The organism is Laspinema palackyanum D2c, assembly GCF_025370875.1.
In the GTDB taxonomy this organism is placed as follows: Bacteria; Cyanobacteriota; Cyanobacteriia; order Cyanobacteriales; family Laspinemataceae; genus Laspinema; species Laspinema palackyanum.
On sequence record NZ_JAMXFD010000026.1, the window covers coordinates 1 to 20,084 of the forward strand.

Here is a 20,084-nt window from a genome sequence, read left to right on the forward strand (position 1 = left end):
TCTTTTGTTTTTTTGTCATCAAAATCCAATTTAATTGCCATCTTTTTTACTTTTTTAAAAATGAGCGAACCGTAAGTCATTATACCACTCAAACTGCTCTTTTAGGAGAAGTTGAGATTAGATTTGGGGAAATTCCCGGAGAGAGAAATACCCCCATTTCGGAACAATTAAGAACTCCCCAACCGGGATTATATAATTTCCCCGCCACCGGGCGATCGGGTCGTTCGCCTTACTATGCTGCGCGAGTGGAAGAACAGGGTTATTTGTGTGGCAGCAATACCAGTATTTCCCCTCTGGAATTCGAGCAAATTCTTCAGTCCTTGGTCTTATTAGAATAAGGGGTTAACTGGAAAAAAGGGCGATTCTCTGTAAAAAAAATCGCCATTTTTCCAGATTACCACGGACTACCAATTGTGATAAATCCGGACCAATAGTAAGGATGGGAAAGGTCCATTCCATTCAGGTGTTCTAATTCCTGGGGTAAGGCGATCGCCGCATCAGAACCCACCAATTGTCCCCCCTCAAATCGGACCTCCCCGCGCAAGAGTTGCAGTTGTGCGCGGCGTAACCCTTCCGCACGAATGGGGGCCGATCGCAACTGCTGATACAATTCGCTCATTAATCCTAATGTGGCCTCATCACTGACATACCACACCGAGGCGATCGCAGATTTCACCCCCGACTGCAATGCTAACCCGGCAAATCCTAACTCCGCCTGTTCATCTCCTACCGCAGTTCGACAAGAACTCAACACTAATAATTCAACTTGAGGGTCCGTCCATTGCAACTCCTTCATTTCCGGAAAATTAACCCGTTTATCCCACAATTGAATATAAGAATTTTCCGGTTCTCCCGGCTGAAAATCCGCATGAGTGGCCAGATGAATCATTTTGAAATCTCCCGATTTTCCCCGCTGAGTTAGGGTAGTGAATGTAAATGATTCATTTAAAAAGACTTCACCGGGCCAGCAGTTATTTCGGTGCGCCTGATTTCGGCAAATAATTGTATTTAATTCCACTGAAACCGCAGGTAATGGCGGTAAGTTATCAAATTGGGTAGAACCCATTGCCAGGACTCGCTCATTTTTTAAATTCGTATAGCGAGGTTGAGTTAAACTAAAACTCGGAACCAAGGCCATACTGTAGTCTTCAATCAGAAAATTTTCTCCATTATGGAGTGCCGCAAAGGGAATTGATCGCAATCCAGCATCAGGAATAAACACGAGATTTTGAATGCCGCGTTCTTTTAAGGCCAGTTCAATGGGTTCCATCACTAAATGATGTAATGCTTGAGCTGTTTCTAAATAATTATCCGTAAACTGTAGCTTAAAATCCGTGACTTGGGTTCGTAAGTCCCGGGCCAATTGTACCACTAATTCGCGATGCGCTTCGGGGATTTGAAAACGCAGAGGTTCTTCAACTCCTGTGACTACGAACAACTCGACGGGATCTTCGGGATGGGGGTCACAAGGCGATCCTAACTCTTTTTCCCAGGCGCGATCGCCACGGTCCTCTTCTAGGCGATCGCTGGTGGGACAAAGCAGTGCTGAATTTTCCTTAAAATCCTTTCGTCCAAACATGATATAAATCACCGCTGTTTTGACTTCGGTGATTTCCTCCGTTGCTAGAAGCACTTCCTGGATTTCATCGAGCGATAGGAGTTCAAGGGTCTCGTCAGGATAGCCAAAATAGGCCATATACTCCCGAGAAAACGCTTCTTCCAGGGTCATAATCTGGGTATCTAACTTGAGGGGGGCGATCGCCACTTCAGTCCGCTCATTAGAGCGTCCAGAGACTTGTCCCCGTGAGGGAGAAATTTCTATATTCTCTATATTTTCTATAGTATAAATCGGTAAACCTTCCCCGACTACAGCAGTCGGTTCCGGGTCAGGGGTAATTTCCGGAGGTAGAGTGGCACTGACTACTGGTTCTGGTTCAGTAGGAGGCGATAACATCGGCAGACTGAGTGGGGGAGAAACTGTGAGAATCGGTTCCGCTGTAATGCCTGGTGTCCGTGTAATTCTCGGGGGTTGGATGGGTTCCGGTTGTGGCAAATTGTCATTGACTGCCAGTTCCTGGGGAATTTCCCGCGTTCCTACAGGTTCCAGTGGGGAAATGGGTTCCTGGGGGACAATTTCCGGGGGTGTCGGTGCCGATACGGGTGGCGGTGTTGAGGCGGGTTCCTCTGGAAGTGTCTCTGGGAGGATGGGATTCTGAGATGTTGTCGGTGTCCCTGTGGTTGCCGGTTCCGGTGTCGGTTCCGGTGTCGGTTCCGGTGTAATATCATCAGTTGTAATCGTAATATTTCCCCGAGTAAAAGAATCTGGAAAGACTTCCCCCAGATTGAGGACCGATGTCCCTGTAATCACCACATCCTCAGTGCCGTTTAACGCGGGATTCCCTATTTCAAATCCTGCAATCGGATCGCCAGCTTTCCCTCCGGCGTGGTTCAGAGTGATACTCCCACCACCCGTCCCGCCAGCGGTGGAAATACTAGCAAACCCGGTGGGAGAATACTCACTGGCAAAGGACTCCATAGCGCGGAAAAATCCTCCGGTGGTTGAGATAGATACGTCACCGCCTGTACCATTTGTTCCCCCTTGTGCGTTAATCCAGGAAACTTGGATATCCCCAATCGGGTCTAGGAATACATTCCCGGCATCTCCGAGGGTGGCACTGGAGTCAATCTCTCCAGCAGTAATGGCAATTTCAGCAATTATAGTAATATCTCCCCCCTGGGTTACCCCGGATGCGGTGAGATTTCCGGTAGTAATTTCCCCTTTCTTACTGGTGAGTGTAATTGCTCCGCCAGTGGTGGCAGAAGATGTATCTAAATTCCCAGTAGTGACGCTTGCAGTTTGACTTTCCAGGTTTAGCGGTTGTCCGTTGGTTGTCATATCAGCAACAGTCAGCAGATTTTCAGACTGGATTTGGACTCCCAGTGCAGCGGTGGTGGTTAAGTTCCCTTGCAGCGTAATCGTTCCGCTACTCAAGGCGCGGAAACTTGCTGCTGATATTGTATCCAATGCCGTAATATTTCCGGCATTCAATATATCCAAATTACCCAAGGGTTGCAGACTGCCTACGACACCGTTAAAGATAATTGCCCCAGTTCCGGCACTCAGGGTCAAATTTTGCCCCTGGTTCGTCTCACTGTCCAGGGTTCCAGCAAAGGTGATATTTCCCCCACCTTCTCCGGTAGAGAGTTGTAGCGCTTCAGCGAGGGCGATCGCCCCATTAAAGGTGATATCCCCTCCATCAGTCATCACATTTCCTTGAACTATCCCCCTGTCACTCGTCACTGTTACACTCTGTAACGGCGTTATTTCACCCAGATTTCCCCTGAGATTAATCGCACCTGTTCCGGCATTTAACGTTAAATTGCGTAGCGGCATATTGCCGGAATCACTGTCAATATTTCCAACAACGGTAATATCACCCCCTTCGCTATTCGTGTCCAGAGTAATATCAGTTCCAAGAATTACATTTCCAGTTAAAGCAATATCATTATGCGCTGTGATAATATCAGCATTTAGCTTAATGGTAGTCGCATTCAAGGCAAGAGAGGCATTACCTGAACCCGTAATCGTCCCATTCACCACCAGTATCCCCGAACCTGCTTTTATCGCCACCGGGTCCAAAAATGTCAGAGGATTAACAATAGAAATCGTTCCCGATGAGTCAGGACGTCCCAAGGTAATGGCGGTAAATCCATCTTGGATATACTCCAACTCCGTGCGGGTTAGATGTAAGCTCTCTGGGTCCAAATTATTATCCCCCAGAGTCATATTCTGGGTCGTTGTTGCCGGTTGCAACGTCAGCGTATTGGTTCCAGTAACGGGTCCATTAAATTCAATTTGTCCGGCAGTTAAGGTGAGGGGATGATTAAGCGCATCCAGAGGGGAAGTAAAAACTAAACCCCCGGTTCCAGCATTTAAACTCGCCGCTCCGGTTAGGGTGACAGGTGCAGTAAACTCGATATTATGATGGTTGGTTGTAATTTCGCTGTTGAGGATGACGCTTCCCATGCCAGTTTGCTGGAAGACCCCCTCTAAATTCAAAGGTGCAGCAATTTCTAAACCTTCTGTATTGTCCAGGGTTACGCCACCGCCTCCCGTTGTCGTAATCGGAGCATTAAACCTCATCTGATTGGTGGTCAGATTAATCCCATTTGCGCCAGTTGTCACAATTTCGCCGTTAAAGATGGTGCTTCCTGTCCCCGCCAATTGAGTCAAACTTGTGGCGGTTATAGATTCAGTTGTGACATGGTTGGCATTCAAAATGGTGAGGTTACCTAACTCGGATTGACTGCCTACAGCCCCCTCTATAGCGATATTGCCGCTTCCCGAATTTAAAGTAAAATTAGAGTTTCCATCAATAGTCTGCGTAAAGGTAATATTCCCCGAATTAGTGGTAAAGGTAGCAGGATTGACAAGATTAACCCCACCATCTAGGGTCAGATTCCGGGTATTTGCAATCAGGTCTCCATTAACATAAATCCCTTGACCCGTTTTCAGAGTCAGGTCATAATTAGCATCACTAAGGTCAATGGTTTCATCTAAAGAACCGAGATAAATATTGCCGATTGTTTCCGAACCCAGGGTGAGAATGCCACGGGGAACCTCTAACATCAGCAATTCTTCGGTAGTGATATCGTACTCGGCGGTAGTATTATTGAGGGAAATATCACGACCGGGGGCGATCGGTTCTAAAGTGAGCATACCAGTGGTAAAAATGCGAGTTTCACCGATGAGGCGGATATCGTTACTGCGGAGAATGACATCGCCACTGCCGGTTCCCATCTGGTTGATAAAGCTATTCTCTAACCGAATCCCCTCCACACCATTTGCACCCATCCCTTCCAGGGTAATAGTGCCGGTTCCCGTTGATTCAATGTTAGTGACGGGAGAAACATTATCAGGTTCGGTGTTATTGAGAGTGGTTAACAGAAAAATACCTTGATTATTTTCTCCCGTACCCTTGCCGGTACCCCGGAGAGTAATATTTCCATTTCCGGACTGGATGGTTGTGTTAGTCTCTATGCCGTCTGTGTCAATGCCAACAAATATCCCGGTATTCCCATTTGTGCCAGTGCCGCCAGTGCCTGTAATCGCGATCGCCCCCCCTGTGGATTCCACCCTGCTGCCATTGAGAAGAACAACGCCTGGGTTAAATTCTTCTGCGCCGCCGCCAGTGCCGGTGAGGGTGATATTTCCGTTTCCTAATACGGTTGTGTTGGTATTAACAAATATCCCTTCGTTATCATTAGTGCCAGTACCGCCGATGCCGGTGATGGCGACTGCACCCCCTGTGGATTGCACCATGCTACCCCCTAGAAGACGAACACCTCGGTTATTTTGCCCGGTGCCGTCGCCACCAATGCCAGTGAGAATAATATTTCCGTTCCCGAATATGGTGGTTGTGTTATTAACCCCTATCCCAATGCTCTCATCGGTGCCACTGCCGCCTCTGCCTTCGATGGCGATCGCCCCACCTGTAGATACAATACTGTTACTAAGGCCAACCCCGGCGTTCTGTCCTGCCGTGCCGTCGCCACCGTTTCCAGTGAGGGTGATATCTCCCTTCCCGAATAAGGTTGTGCTATCAACAAATATCCCGAGGTTTCCAAGCGTGCCAGTGCCGCCTCTGCCTTCGATGGCGACTGCACCACCTGTGGATTCCACCCTGCTGCCACCTTGAAGCGTAACACCTTCGTTGTATCGTCCCGTGCCTTCGCCACCAGTGCCGGTGAGGGTGATATCTCCGTTCCCTAATACGGTTGTGCCGGTATCAACAATTATCCCCGTGTTGAGATTCGTGCCAGTGCCGCCAGTGCCGGTGATGGCGATCGCCCCTCCTGTGGATTGCACGCTGCTGCCATTTTGAAGAGTAACGCCTTGGTTGCTTTCTTCCATGCCGTTGCCACCAGTACCAGTGAGGGTGATATCTCCAGTTCCTGACTTAATAATAGTTCTGATAGTCTCTGGAGTGTTACTAACAAATATCCCCCTGTTCTCAGTGAGACCATTACCACCGATGCCTTCTATCGTAATCCCTCCACTGGTTGATTCTATGTTGCTCCCTTCCAAATCGATGCCACTATTGGAATTTCCAGTTCCATTCCCTCTACCAAAAAGCCTTATATTGCCTTCTTCAGATCGAACAGTAGATTGTTGAAGAAATATTCCATCATTTTCGTCCAGTCCATTACTATTAACTATGCCAATTAGCTCGATTATTCCCGTTCCCCCTGTTGAAACCGTACTATTTCTAATAATTACCCCATCGGTATATTCCCCTGTCCCGCTCTGTCCTACTATAGTGAGATTTCCAGTTTTAGAATTTATAGTGGATGTATTAAATAAAGTAATTCCAAAGTTGTTGCTCCCTGTACCTTGACTGCCCCTGCCTTCTATGAAGATTGCCCCGCCTGTGGATTCCACTCTGCTGAAATTTACAAGTGAAATACCTGCATTGAGGTTTCCTGTCCCATTACTACTGCCTAGAAAGGTTATATCTCCATTTTGCGATCGCACCGTGCTATTAGTAGTCAAAGATATCCCATTGTTGGAATCAGTGCCGTTACCACCAGTGCCTTCTAATCGGATTGTACCATTTCCGGCAGTTTCCACCCTACTGTTATTAAATAGACGAATTCCCGTATTATTGGCTAGTCCATTGAAACCGCGCCCTGTTAGGCTAATATCCCCGCCACTCGCCTCAATTGTACTATTATTGGTAATATCAATTCCACTATTGGAAGTAGCACTGCCCATACCTTCCCCAGTGAAATTCCCACCCCCAGTATTAATGATGGCATTGGTAATCGCTATTCCTCCCTCTGCACTTAAGTCAATATTTCCTTGATTCAGAGTAATATTAGCGTTGACTATAATATCGTTTCCGGCGGTAGCCCTTAGTCCTACTCCTGGAGTTTGATTATTAATAGCTGCATTAAATATAATGTCATTAGTAGCTTGTAAAATTATGTTAGCGGTGGCATTGTTAATCGCCGTTACATCCAGTCTTGTATCCCCATCTGCGCCTATATCAGGTTGATTAAAGGCAGTGACTTGATTCAAGTTCAATGTTTCCCCTGTCCCTGCGGCGACTATTTCTATATTGGTAGGGTCTAATAATAAAGTGCCGAGGTTTCCCTTGGGGGCAAAGGTATCAACTTGACCCTGGTATTCTAAAAACTCTAATCCCGAAACTTCTACAAATCCGCCATCCCCCAATTCTGGCCCTCCTTTGGCGCTAATATTGCCAAAAAATTGGGTGGTTTCATCGGCCCAAATAATGACTCGTCCCCCATTTCCGCTTTCTATGGCATCAGCATGAATGGTGGTGTTGGGACTAATAAAGGTTTGCACAGCATTGGGAATTGAGCCATTTCCTTGATAGTCACCGCCGATGAGGATAGTCCCTGCGCCATTGATTCCCGATGCGTTGATATCGGCATCAATAACAGCAATGCGATTTCCTAAGAGGGCAATTTGTCCTTGGGAGGTGGTGATAGTTCCTGCTGCAATATTATCTCCGGTTTGGGTTTGAATGGGAATTTCTGAACTGGATAATTGTACGCTGCCATCAGGGTTAACAGTGACTTGATTGGCATGAGTTACCCCCGAACCTGTTAGCAATTCGGGTAAAGATTGGGGGGTGGGAAGTTCTAGTCCTGATATGCTGGTTCTGATGTCTAAACTTAAGAGATGATTCTCTTGAGAAATCCGGACGACACTCTCTCCGGGAACTGCTGCAATGGTTATATTGCCACCCGGGGCAGATAAAGTGCCGCTGTTGAGGAGGGTTCCTCCTAATAGGGTTAAATTTTGACCCGGTTCTAGGGTTAAGTTCCCTTGGTTAATAATTGCACCGGGTTGGAGAGTCTCCAAGGCAAATTGAGCGGGGGTTCCGACTAGGTTAGACCAAGAATTATCGCCTACGGCATTAAACCAATTGCCTTCACTGAATCCGATTCCCGTGGCAGTTGTCGCGAAAAAGTCGGCGGGGACATTTAACTGAGCGTTGGGTCCAAATAATATCCCTGCCGGGTTCATGAGGTAGAGGTTAGAATTGCCGCCGGTGAGTTGAATTAATCCGTTAATAATGGAGGCATCTCCCCCAGTAATTCGTCCTAAAATGTGTTGAATTTCGGGGTTAGAGATAAAATTAGCAACCTGTCCGGTATCGAGTCCAAATTGTTCAAAACTATGGAATAAATTTGCGCCATCTTTAGAGAGTTGTCCGCCTTCAATATTAAATTGTGGTCCATCGGGATTGACAATTGTGCCGGTGCCATCGGCAGCGGGGGTGATGGGTTGGGCATGGGTGGATTTGGCGGTTCCGGTTAGATAGGAGAGGAGGAGTAGAGAGGCGATCGCCCTGAGTTGGTTGTTCATAATTTTGACTCAATTTAGCTCAATAAACAACAAAGTATTCTCTAAAATTGTGATTGAATTCAATTAATTTTTTAGAGGGTTTTGCTCCCAATAGGGTCACCCCTGCCAACGCTTCTCCAACGCGAAATCCCATGAGGGTCTGCCAAATCTCCCCTCGGTTTGGGACTTGAGTACACTGCTGTGTCTTGCCCTATCACCTATCTCCTGTTGAGGTACAACAAGACAGGGCCTCACAAGGTTTTATCTCTTGGGGTCCTGGGAGAGGGGGGAAAATAGGGTGGATTTAAAGTAGTTAAGATGCAATTATACCATACCACGCCCTCCCTGTACCTAGCCAAAAGTACAATTTTTTAAAGGATCCTCGATAAATGTTTAGGAAGGGTCAGGGAAAATCACACCGGAAGTCCTAGAGGTGGGGGCGATCGCTCTTGCCAAATCCTTGGGGGAGTGGTTGCGATTTTCAGAGGATAGAGTTCCGTTGAAAGTTGGGTGATGTTTTCTCGCTGCAACTGTAGGGAATTCAAGCAGAATTTGTGCTTGTCAATCTCAAAGAAAATGCTATAATATAGCTGTGAAATTCAAATTTAGGGTTGCTGTCGGCTGGATACCAGACGGGGGCGTGTTAAACTCTGGGACAACGCTCAGGGTGCAGTAATTGTCCGCAAAGGAGAGTTAAAGCACTATGAAAGAGATCAATCGAGATCAAGTTTGGCGCGGGTTGGGAGGATTGGGACTAGGGGGAATGACTGCGATCGCCCTCATGTGGAATCAACCGAATGTAGTTGCTCAACCCCGACTCAATTGCAACAATCCGCGCAGTCAATCTGAAATGAATGCTTGTGCGGGAGAACGGTGGCAGGCGAGCGATCGCGAACTTAATGAAATTTATCAAGCGGTGATCCCGGAACTGTCCAATACCAGACGGCAACAATTAGTCACGGCACAACGCGCTTGGATTACCTTTCGGGATTCTGAATGCACCTTTTACAGCAGTTTCGCCGAAGGGGGAACGATGCAACCGATGCTGCGATCGGGCTGTTTAGCGGATTTAACGGACATTAGAACCTTTGAGCTTTATCAGTATAGTTGGGGCGAAATTCCACCAGCGGAAGGACAAAGTTATCAAGTGGCTGATAACCGGCTCAATGAGGTCTATCAGCAGGTGATGCGACAACTTTCAGGGAAACGCAAAGAACAGTTAAGGACCGCACAATTGGATTGGATTAAATATCGCGATGCTCTCTGTGAGTTTGAGCGTAGCGGCGGCGGGAATGCCGGATTTAATATGTGTCAAATTCGGCTGACTGAGGTCCGGACGGCTCAGTTGGAAGAGCATTTAGGATACAGTGGATTGTAACCCTTAAGGGGTTTTAGTAACAGGTTTTTAAGGATTTTAGACTGGGGAAATTAGGCTATTCCCCAGTCTTTTTTATATACCTTATGAAGTGAGAGAGTTTGTTTGATAAAGGTATTAGGCGGCAGAGCCGCAACAGGGCCTTGTCACTGCGGAGCCATGAGACGAGAGGAGGTTTTTCCGGTCCCCTCTCCTCTTTCCGGTCCCCTCTCCTGATTCTTGGGGAGGGTTAGGGAGGGGTTCCCAGGCGGTTGCCTCCCCCCCCAATCCTCCCTATACCCTCCGTAAATCCAAGGTGAGAGGATATTCCCGACTGGGTAAAACCGATCGCACCTGAATCTCCCCTGGAGTATGTCCCAAGGGAACAAACCGCGTAATCAGTCGGCTATGAGCTTCCCGGGAGTTGAGGGGGAAGGTACTCCAGTCTACACCCCCTGGATGTTCGGCGTAGTAAGTGCAACCTCCGAGCGATCGCCTCTGCCAGGTATCCACGATATCAAAGACTAAAGGAACATGAGGGTCGATCGCCGGATGTAGTCCTGCTGCTACTGTGCGGGCACGATAGCGGACTCCTGCTACACATTCTCCTGCTGTATCCGTCCCTTGTAAGGGCACGGGATAGCCGTTACAGGTGACACTATGCCGTCCCGGGGTGGCATTCCTCAACAGGACCTGGATGCGCTCCATTGAGGAGTCTACATACCTTGCTGTCCCTGTGGTTGTGGCTTCTTCTCCTAACACATACCAGGGTTCGATCGCCCGTCGCAGTTCCAGTTCAACTCCCTCTCGCACGATCGCCCCATATCGAGGAAACCGGAACTCTAAAAATGGCTCAAACCACTCCCACTCAAAGGGATAACCGCTATCGGTTAACTCCCGCAGGATATCCCGAAAATCCAGGGCGATGTAATACGGCAATAAGAAGCGATCGTGTAAAATCGTCCCCCAGCGCACCAAATTTCCGCTGTAGGGTTGTTGCCAAAAGCGGGCAACCAGGGCGCGAATCAGTAATCCCAGGACCAGTGCCATGTGCGGATGAGGGGGCATTTCAAAGCCCCGTAATTCCAGCAATCCCAGTTGATTTTTCCAATTTTCCACCGGATACAGTTTATCGATGCAAAACTCACTGCGATGAGTGTTGCCGGTGACATCGATCAGGAGGTTCCGTAACAGGCGATCGATGACGTTGGGGGGAACCTCGGTTTTGGGGACTAAATGTGCCAGGGCGATTTCTAGTTCATATAAATTTTCAAACCGCCCTTCATCGACTCGCGGGGATTGGCTGGTGGCCCCGATAAATAAGCCGGAAAATAGGTAAGATAAGCTGGGATGGTGCTGCCAGTAAGTGATTAAACTCCGCAGTAAGTCGGGACGACGGAGTACAGGACTCTCCTCTAGGCTTGGGCCGCCTAGGGTGATGTGAGAACCGCCTCCAGTGCCGATGCGGATTCCATCTTTGGTGTATTTTTCCGCATCTAGGCGGCAGAGTCGGGCTTCTTCGTAGAGACAGGTTGTGGTTTCCACCAGTTCTTGCCAATTCGCGGCAGGATGCAGATTGACTTCGATTACGCCGGGATCTGGGGTGATTTGAAAGCCTTGCAGACGCCGATCGCGCGGTGGGGTAAATCCTTCAATGTGGATGGCATAGCCGGTTTCGCTGGCAGCATCTTCGATAGAGGCGATCGCATCGAGGTAGTTTTCTGCGGCACTAATCGGCGGCATGAAACAGTACAAGTTTCCCTCTCGCACTTCCACACATACCGCGACTTTAACGCTGTTAACGGTATCCACCCGGTGAGGTTTCTCACCTACTCGACTGCGGACTCGATTCAAGATATCCCCCAACGGGTGAAAACTGTCCTCGGGATTGACTTCTGCTTCGGTTTGGAGTTCTTCCTCCGCTGCCCAATTCATCGCACTCAGGGGTAAGCGAAACCCTGCGGGAGAATCTCCGGCAATTAAGGCGAGGCGATCGCCTGGGGGATGCCAAGGACCTGTTACCCAGCCCTCTGTCCCATCCCTTTTAGTCCAAATTAAGGGCAGAACATAAGCACAGAGGTCTTTGTCCGGATTTTTGTCATAAGCGGCGATGATACAGTTTGTATCCACCCCTAGCCGTTGGGCAACTGCGGTGATGAAAATTTGAGCATCTTTGGGGGTATAATTTGTATCCCCGGTTTCCGGAAGGGGACTGTGCCAAATCGGAACCCCATCCTTGCGCCAATAACAGCCTAATGCCCAGCGGGGTAAGGGTTCCCCGGGATACCACTTGCCTTGACCCTCATGCAAGAGTCCTCCGGGGGCGAAGCGTGTGCGTAATTGGCCGAGCAACCCCCAGGCTAACTGGCGTTTTTCTGTCCCTAGCGCCCCAGTGTGCCATTGAGCCGACTCGCGATCGTCCTGGGAAACAAAGGTCGGTTCTCCCCCCATTGTTAATCGCACATCTGCCGCTTGTAACTGCGCCTCGACTGTCTCACCTAACTGGGTGATGACTTGCCATTGTTCTTTTGTATAAAATTGAGTCACCCTCGGTTGTTCTTCCATCCGGGTTACAGTGACGGAATAGGTTAAATCGCTCTCACAAGGACCGATTGAGCCGGTGACAGGTTCGGCATTTTTGGGGTCAGCCGCCGCCGCGAGGGGAATATGTCCCTCAGCGGTGAGGATTCCCGAGGTGGGGTCGAGTCCAATCCATCCGGCCCCTGGGAGATATACTTCGGCCCAAGCGTGTAAATCTGCTTTATCTGCCTCCGGTCCCGGAGGACCTTCTAAGGGGGTTTCATCGGGTTTGAGCTGGATTAAATAGCCGGAGACAAATCGCGCCGCTAACCCACAATGCCGCAAAATTTGGACTAATAACCAAGCGGTATCGCGACAGGAACCGAGGCGTTTGGAGAGAGTTTCTTCACAGGTTTGAATTCCCGGTTCAAAGCGGACGGTATAGGCGATATCCTGTTGGAGTTTTTGGCTGAGGTTGCCAATAAATGTGGTGATGAAGGGGTTGGATTTTTCCAGTTGATTCACCCATTCAGTTAACCCGGGTCCGGATTCTTGAATTTGCAAACAGGGTTGCAGTTCAGCGGCGAGTTGTTCGTCGTAGGTAAAGGGGTAGGAACTGGCGTACTGTTCCACTAAGAAATCAAAGGGATTGATGGGATGAAGTTCGGCGATTAAATCTACCTGAATCTGGAGGTGACTACTCATTTCAGGGAAGTTCACTCGGGCCATAAAATCACCGAAAACTCCTTGTCGCCAATACAGGGAATGATTCTCCGGTGTAATGTTTAAGGCATAACTTTGAATCGGGGTGCGGCAGTGGGGAGAGGGACGCAAGCGGAGGACATGGGGACCCAAAACCGCAGGGCGATCAAAACGGTAGATTGTTTGATGGTTGAGGGCAACTTTAACAGACATTTAGGGTGACGCAGGGAGAGTGCAATGGAAAGAAGAGGTGGGGGGAATTAAGCGGGCGATCGCCTAGGATAAGCGCTGACCGCAATTCGCACAAAAACGGTCATTTTCTTTCACCGGCGCACCGCATTGGGGACAAAAATTTTGCCGGTAAGATTGGGTCGATTCTCCTATATTCATGGACATATTTCCCATCCGCATTTCCATCGGATTCATTCGCATTTCCATATCCCCCATTTTCATGGGTTTCATGGGTTCCATTGGTTTCATGGGTTCCATTGGTTTCATGGGTTCCATTGGTTTCATGGGTTCCATTGTCGCCGCTGGGGGGGGTTCTACGGTTTGCATGGGTAGCACTTCAGCCGTCTCCAAATTCGGGGTCGTGCCGATCGCACTCATGGAGGACCCTTGCAACTGCACATAATGCGGACCGCGATCGCTTTCTATTCGCAAAATGAAACCCCCGGCATGGCGATATAAAATCGGGAGGGCGGTCCATTTTCCCGTGTAAAATCCGCTACTTGATTGCTGCTGTTGCCCGGGAACAGTCCCACTGAGGGTCACAATCGTTTGATTGTCCTGATTGTCAACAAAAACCTGCTGGCCATTACCCAGGTTACACAAATATGCCATAACCGAACCTCAAACGTTATTAAACGAGGATCTTTTCTAGTTTAGGATAGTTTGGGACAGAAACAACCCTTGAATCGGAAACGAAACAAATTGAAATTAAACGCAGGATTATTTAATAAACCACCCCCCAAATTTTCAGATTCCGTTGGGTTCTCTAGCAGAACCTGCCCCTGCTATTGCCTCTGAACCCGGGGAAGAGTTGAGAGGGTCTGGGAAGGGTTTCTCGATATCAAGAAACGGTGACAAAATGCGGAATAGTTTCCGTGAAGAGGTGCCCAACATCAAGAATTGATGACAAACTGGGGGGCTTGATAGAGTTTGGGAATAAGTCTAATAAAAGTACAGTGAAACTGATCCGAGTCAAGAACCCGGTTATGGCAACGGGCTTGATGAGGGGTAAACAGGTAGTCTGGTAACTAACATCAACCGTCGGTTTAAATATAAAGGAAAAACCTCGTGAATTCTTGAATAACTATCAGTTTGGGGGCCGACTTTTCACTCCACCACTTTGATTAATCCCAGATGTAATCCCTGATAAATTTTATCAACTAAGTCTTGTTCTCGTTCTCCGAGATAACTGCCGCAGAGGAGGCGCATCAATTGGGATTGATCTTGACGGCTAATTCGACGAGAATTCAGAATTTTTTCCGTCAGTTCGCCTATGGTAGATTCTGATGACCGATGAGAGGCGGACATAAGTATAATCACGGTTAAATTATAGGTTCTTACTTTTCTAATTTATGTGTTTTTCCCCTTGACGGGTGTGATGTTTTTGGTGTAATGTCGCGATCGCGATCGGTAAGCGGGAGTGATAGCAGTCACTGAAAACCATTCCTATCAAGGGATTGCGCCATTATCTGTGGAGCATTCGCCTCCCCTTCTTTCCCAGGGTTTCCCCAGGTTTGTGAAGTTTCTTAAAACTTCGCCATCTGACTTCAATAAAATTGGGGCAAACCGGACTTGCCCCAGATTTAATATCAACCCTATAGATGTAGGGTTGAGGCGCAAGTCCGGGCACAGAGGTCCCTTCCCTCTCAAGTTACATGGAGAGGACAGCCAAGCTCAACTTACCTGCTGCCCATCAACGGTTTGAGGCGCAGTCTCCCTTGCCGGTTGAGGTGCGGAGACTGCGCCTCAAGAGGTTATCCTATCGTGATAACCCTCAGATTTAGGCTTGATTCCAGAGTTCCTTCACCTTACCGGGTAGCCATTGGGCAATTTCTGCAATTCGCTCACTGGAAAGTTGCTCTTTGGTGGCGGCAAATACGGCTTTAACCACTCGTTCTGCATCGGTGAATTCCGGCATCGAACCTTCCTGAGCAATCCGGAATAAAAAGCGATCGTCTTTAATAATTAAAGGCTGACGGATCCGGCTAATAAATCCCACAAAGGGATTCGTATCTTTCCATAAATCTGCCACTTCCATGTTCAGGGTTTTATCGGCAGTGGGTTGGGCTTCGGTATGGAGTTCTGCGCCAATGCGATCGGCAGCTTCAGTGGTCATCACATCTCGCATGACCCGATACACCACCACGGTCAAATCCCGGGCATCAAAGATATCATTTAGGTTCGCTTCCAGCATCACCTTTTCCAGAAATCCCACATTCTCAGTCGCAATGGGAACCCGGGGACGCCCAAACCCATCAGCGGGAGAATGAGACTCCATTTTTTTAAGAGTTTGGCGACCTTTCTCGGTTAACGTGGCTTGTTCCAAAATAATAGGAGAGGCGGAATTGCCCTCCTCTGAATTGCCACTAACCTGAGCCTTAATATAGGCTTTTTCATTCAAGTAGTCTAAATTGTCGAGCAATTCTTTCTGGGTGACTTCTTGCTCAGAAAAATCCATCAGGTTCAAGTTGACTTGAGCATCTGCCTGATTTTGGCTGCTTTCCTTAATTTTTTTCAAAACGATGTAAGCTACATCATCACGGAGTCCGATTGTCATAAAATTCTCCAAAGTTTTTTACCGGCAATCCCTAGGTGCGATCGCCCTGGTAATTCCCCTGATTTAAAAAGGTTAACTTTACTGCAAAATCCCCCCGGTCAGGTAAAATTCTGCCGCTCCCGCTAACCCCTCATTTTCAGAGAGAATCGGATTAAGTTTATTAAAAACTCATCCCCGGGCAATGAACCAAGGATTGCTGACATTTATTTAGTCTTTCCCTACCCTATCGTTGGGGCTAGAAAAAATCCTCTGCCTGTAGGATGACAACCCTTTCAGCCTACAGAAGGAAATTAGGGAACCTGGGATTTTTATTGGCCTCGGTTAAAATCCCTGGAATTTAAGAGGAAATCCCTTTTAAAATCATTAGAATTATTCAAAATCCCCCCGATTTAACCCGGTTACTCGGAATAACAGGGCATCCTATGACTTTTGCCATTTCATAGAGATACCCTATTCCCCCGTGAGTTCGGCGGAGGGTTTACGATGAATTCAAGGAGGTCCAACCCGGTGATCCCGATCATCGTTGCAACAGGAACTGCTCGCCGTAACTTAATAAATCCTCCAGGGTTTGGAGACGATTTTCCCAAGTTTCAATCTGATAGGGTTTTTGCAAAGAATAGAGATTCATCCAACCCCGAAACTGGCCGCGAAATTCCCTCAAAACCGAACGGGCTTGCTCAAGATTTGGCCTGGAAGGATCACTCGCCAACTGGTCCAAGGCTTGAGTTAATTGCAATCCCTTATCCTTAAACTGGCTCAAGTCAACCTCTCTCATGGACAACTCTTCAGTATCCCGCAGAAATTGCCATTCCCGTTGCAATCCGGTAAAGCGAGCAACAGCAGCAGCAAAGGGTTCGCGGTAGGGAATGGGAGTGCGATCGCCTAAAGCAGAAGGTCCTTGAGTCCGCTGAAAAATTCCATTCAACACCGGGTTAAGATTTTCTGCCGCAAACAGCGCATATCCTCCCACCGACTGATTCCTTAACGCCTGGATTTGGTCTACGGCAATAATCTCCGGTAAATCCAACAGCCGAATCGCCGGTAATATCAAAGCCGCACCTAGATCTTCCTGATTAATCCAAGGTTGCGCCAACTGTTCTAGGCGGTTTGTATCCATTGCATAAGTCATGGGTACAACTAAGTCAACCTCCCCGCGACGGGCCCATTCTTCCCAATTTTGTTGAATTTTGTTGCGGCGATCGTGAGGATTCAAGGGAAACACTGCCACGGACAAGATTAAGTCAGAACGCAGAGTCCGCAGCAGTTGAGAGGCATCAGCGACAAAACTATCAATTTGACGCACCCGAAAATCAGTCCATTGCTGCCACAAATCGCGATCGCTTGGACGAATCGTCATCGGGTCTACGCCGGTTAAATTCTGAAACTCCTGGCGCGCCACCTTCCCATATCCATAAGTGCGTTCCGCACTCGGGTCCTGAAAAGGATATCGAATATAATCTAACTGCACCCCATCCACTTCATACCGAGTCGCAATTTCCTCCAAGAGATTTAACAAATAACTGCGAACCTCGGGATTTGCCGGGTCCAAAAAAGGCTTCGTTTGTCCTGGGGGAATCATCTGTCCCTGGTTGGTATAACCCGCCCAATCGGGATTAGCTGCAATCACAGGACCGGGATAATTCGGGTCTAAATTGAGTAAAACATTGTGTCGCTGATTCCCGGCAGCAAAGGTCCAAACCCAGGCGTGTAACTCCATGCCGCGATCGTGAGCTAGTTTGACCGCTACAGCTAGGGGGTCCCAATTTGCAATTAAGGGATTCTGCTGCGGTGCCACCTGGGAGGGATAAATCGGATATCCGGCATTGATGGTTTCAAAAAAGACCGTATTAATCCCCGTAGCGGCGAGATTGTCAAAAATCCGGGCTAGACCCTGTTCTGAGCCCGCCCGCACAATGGAACCGCGATCTAACCAGATTGCGCGGATTTCCGGTTGAGCGAGTACGCCATTGGTGGGATAGTTTTCCCACAGGAGATCGCGAATTTCCACCCATTTAGCGCGAGCACCGGCATAGTCCTGTTGCTGAACTAATTGGGGGAATTCCAACAGCAGCGATCGCGCCGTGACGATCGCCTCATGAGTAGGAACAAACGCCTGTTCTATCTGGGCGATCGCCTCCCCAGTGTCCGTCTCTTTCTTCTCCCCCACCGAATCCAGGGATGTAGAAGCGACGGAAATTTTATCCGTCATCTCCTCATCAGTCTCAAAACGAGCTTGCTCAGGACCTTGAGCATGGACGGAAGCAGTAATCAAGGCAGTTTCCACCCGTCCTAAGAGATTTTCCAATTCTTGCCGCATCTCGATCGCCTGGAACGAGGGAATCGGCAATGGCCCTTGCTCCACCATCAGTCCCGGAGGTGCCGTTTCTTCCGCCGGATCCAACTCACCCAGTTCAATCTCTGCTACTTGTGCCGTTGTCCTCTGGGAGGGAACCGCACTCCCGGGAAAGGAGGGGAGAGTATCCCCAGGAGAGGGACGTGCCGGTGCTTGGGGGACGGGCGCGGGTGCTGGAACCGGACTACTGGCGGGGGCCGCTTCTGGCTGTTGCCTCCGTTGCATCTGCGCTTCCCGCAATTGTTCTGCCTCACTTTGGGCGGGAGATGATGGGGCCTGAGATTCAGGCGGGGGTGGGGGATTCTCCTGACCCGCTATCGTGCGATTGACTAGGGGTCCCCGTTGGAGTTCACTTCGCAGGAGGGCCGCCCGTAACCAGGCGCTATCATACTCTACATCTGCATGGTTGCCCCATTCCCAGCCGAAAAAGGTCGTGCGATCGCTAACTAGAACCGCTGGATTCCCCGGTGCAGGACCCCAGGTGGTCATCACTTCGGTGTTATAGCCACTCGGCGCTAAAATTCCCCCAGGAATGGCGATGCGGTTGACCTCTGGGGGAATCCAATTGGAGGGACAGAGCATTTCAGTCCGGCAATAGAGGGGTTCCATCGGCGTCGGTTGGGACAACGGACCTTGCCAAGTTCCCCCCAGGGTGGCAGTTAAAGCGTGACGAATCCCCGCTGCGGAATTCACTCCTAACGGTCCTGAGACGATCGCATGAACCCCTTGACTGAGTAAACTTTCCAGGGCCAGGGCCTGTTCCACGGTCCAGGTGGCAATATTGGGGATAAACAGGACGGTAATATTGGCCTCGCGGGCATCATCCAACAGGCGATCGAGTTCAATCGTCTCATAAACCAATCCTGCCGCCCGTAAGCGGGCATCGATCGCCTCCCATTGGGCTTGATTTTCCGAACTGCGGACCACTCCTAAGCGCAATGCGGAGTTTTCCGTCAGGGGTTGGGAGGGCACTCGACCCGGAGTCGTTTCGGGTGCCGTTTGACTTAGGGAGGTTTCAGGAATGTTCGTTCCCGGTGGAGTCGGCTGTGCGATCGCCCCGGGGACTGGGGCACTGAGGAGCCCTAAACTCGCCACCACAGTCCCCATAACCCATTGCCCTCGGTTGGGAATCGATGGCCCCTTGCCCCGGTGGGTGTAGATGATCGGGTCGAGCCAGAATTGCACCTTTTTCAAAGATTTTCTCAGATGATAACGGCGATCGCTCATCACACTGTTGTTCCTTATTCCTGCGTCAAGACAGTCAAGGAGCAATTCTAACAACTTTAGGAGCGAATCCGATAGAGCCCAAGATCCGTAGGGTGGGCACTGCCCACCTGCCTTGTCAGCCCTACTACGCGATGTGGGCAGTGCCCACCCTACAATGACTTCAGTTATTATCTACGGGATGCCCGGTGAAGCGAGAATACTGCACCTGTCCTGTACGATTAGGGTCTGATATGGCGGCCACTCCCTTCCGCTTTTTCTCAAAATAAATGACTCCCCCAATCTCATTCTCTACCGTAAAACTCCCATGAATAAACTCATATTCAGGAATCTTGATGAGCAACATATTCTGGGGGTCTTTTTTAAAAAGTTTTTGAGTAATTAGCGGGATGACTTCTTTCAAAAAAGGATGATCAACAGGTGCGCCAAAATCCAGAAATTCGGGATGATCAATAAATCGGTCCATATAAAAATTCCAGAACTTCCCTAAATCTTTGTCCCGATCTAATCGGATTTGAAGTTCTCTTAATTTATGAATATTAAATGAAGGGGGTGGGCTAGACTTTGACATAACTAATTTATCCTGATGATTAAGATGGACGCTTCCCCCATTCTATCAAGCCGATTGGCATTGTTAAGGGGCTGGCTATTATATTAACTTCACCTGATGCGCCCTTCCCCTCTGTCTTAGGGAGGGTTAGGGTCTTACAAGGGTAGGTTTTTCCGCTTAACTCCACCTCCGGTCCCCTCCCCTGTGTCTTGG

10 protein-coding genes are annotated in these 20,084 nt (G+C 48.9%); 2 read left to right on the forward strand and 8 right to left on the reverse strand.

What is annotated here, in order from left to right; translation table 11 throughout:
• The coding region (locus NG795_RS22445; protein WP_367290864.1) for a hypothetical protein at nt 1-338 on the forward strand (338 nt) is incomplete at its 5' end.
• 56 nt (nt 339-394) lie between these two features.
• Here the strand turns inward: NG795_RS22445 and NG795_RS22450 are convergent.
• Both NG795_RS22450 and NG795_RS22455 read right to left on the reverse strand, forming a co-directional pair.
• Complete coding sequence (locus NG795_RS22450) at nt 395-8,401, reverse strand: CHAT domain-containing protein (RefSeq protein WP_367290865.1); 8,007 nt, start codon at nt 8,399-8,401, stop codon at nt 395-397.
• 392 nt (nt 8,402-8,793) lie between these two features.
• On the reverse strand, nt 8,794-8,925 hold the full coding sequence (locus NG795_RS22455; protein ID WP_367290866.1) for a hypothetical protein: 132 nt from the start codon (nt 8,923-8,925) through the stop codon (nt 8,794-8,796).
• A gap of 158 nt (nt 8,926-9,083) precedes the next feature.
• Between NG795_RS22455 and NG795_RS22460 the strand changes: the two genes are divergently transcribed.
• A complete protein-coding gene (locus NG795_RS22460; protein WP_367290867.1) occupies nt 9,084-9,758 on the forward strand; it encodes a lysozyme inhibitor LprI family protein in 675 nt (224 codons plus the stop codon).
• Between the two features lie 270 nt (nt 9,759-10,028).
• Here the strand turns inward: NG795_RS22460 and NG795_RS22465 are convergent, their stop codons facing one another.
• The 6 genes from NG795_RS22465 to NG795_RS22490 all read right to left on the reverse strand — a co-directional run bounded on the left by NG795_RS22465 (nt 10,029) and on the right by NG795_RS22490 (nt 19,892).
• Nucleotides 10,029-13,169 (reverse strand): transglutaminase family protein, encoded by a 3,141-nt coding sequence (locus NG795_RS22465; protein WP_367290868.1) that lies wholly within the window; start codon nt 13,167-13,169, stop codon nt 10,029-10,031.
• A gap of 63 nt (nt 13,170-13,232) precedes the next feature.
• The gene (locus NG795_RS22470; protein WP_367290869.1) at nt 13,233-13,799 is read right to left on the reverse strand and encodes a zinc ribbon domain-containing protein; all 567 of its coding nucleotides are present in this window, start codon (nt 13,797-13,799) and stop codon (nt 13,233-13,235) included.
• A gap of 495 nt (nt 13,800-14,294) precedes the next feature.
• Nucleotides 14,295-14,507: a hypothetical protein gene (locus tag NG795_RS22475; RefSeq protein WP_367290870.1), complete on the reverse strand. Its 213-nt coding sequence runs from the start codon at nt 14,505-14,507 to the stop codon at nt 14,295-14,297.
• A gap of 460 nt (nt 14,508-14,967) precedes the next feature.
• Nucleotides 14,968-15,744, reverse strand: coding sequence for a DUF2267 domain-containing protein (locus tag NG795_RS22480; protein ID WP_367290871.1), 777 nt, complete (start codon nt 15,742-15,744; stop codon nt 14,968-14,970).
• 517 nt (nt 15,745-16,261) lie between these two features.
• A complete protein-coding gene (locus NG795_RS22485; RefSeq protein WP_367290872.1) occupies nt 16,262-19,324 on the reverse strand; it encodes a glycoside hydrolase family 10-like protein in 3,063 nt (1,020 codons plus the stop codon).
• Between the two features lie 160 nt (nt 19,325-19,484).
• The gene (locus NG795_RS22490; protein ID WP_367290873.1) at nt 19,485-19,892 is read right to left on the reverse strand and encodes a hypothetical protein; all 408 of its coding nucleotides are present in this window, start codon (nt 19,890-19,892) and stop codon (nt 19,485-19,487) included.
• Between the last annotated feature and the right edge of the window lie 192 nt (nt 19,893-20,084).

Bases quoted from the DNA above. Each gene is read 5' to 3' on its own strand.
- NG795_RS22485 (WP_367290872.1), bottom strand. From the start codon at position 19,324: ATGAGCGATCGCCGTTATCATCTGAGAAAATCTTTGAAAAAGGTGCAA.
- NG795_RS22480 (WP_367290871.1), bottom strand. From the start codon at position 15,744: ATGACAATCGGACTCCGTGATGATGTAGCTTACATCGTTTTGAAAAAA.
- NG795_RS22460 (WP_367290867.1), top strand. From the start codon at position 9,084: ATGAAAGAGATCAATCGAGATCAAGTTTGGCGCGGGTTGGGAGGATTG.
- NG795_RS22470 (WP_367290869.1), bottom strand. From the start codon at position 13,799: ATGGCATATTTGTGTAACCTGGGTAATGGCCAGCAGGTTTTTGTTGAC.
- NG795_RS22490 (WP_367290873.1), bottom strand. From the start codon at position 19,892: ATGTCAAAGTCTAGCCCACCCCCTTCATTTAATATTCATAAATTAAGA.
- NG795_RS22465 (WP_367290868.1), bottom strand. From the start codon at position 13,169: ATGTCTGTTAAAGTTGCCCTCAACCATCAAACAATCTACCGTTTTGAT.
- NG795_RS22450 (WP_367290865.1), bottom strand. From the start codon at position 8,401: ATGAACAACCAACTCAGGGCGATCGCCTCTCTACTCCTCCTCTCCTAT.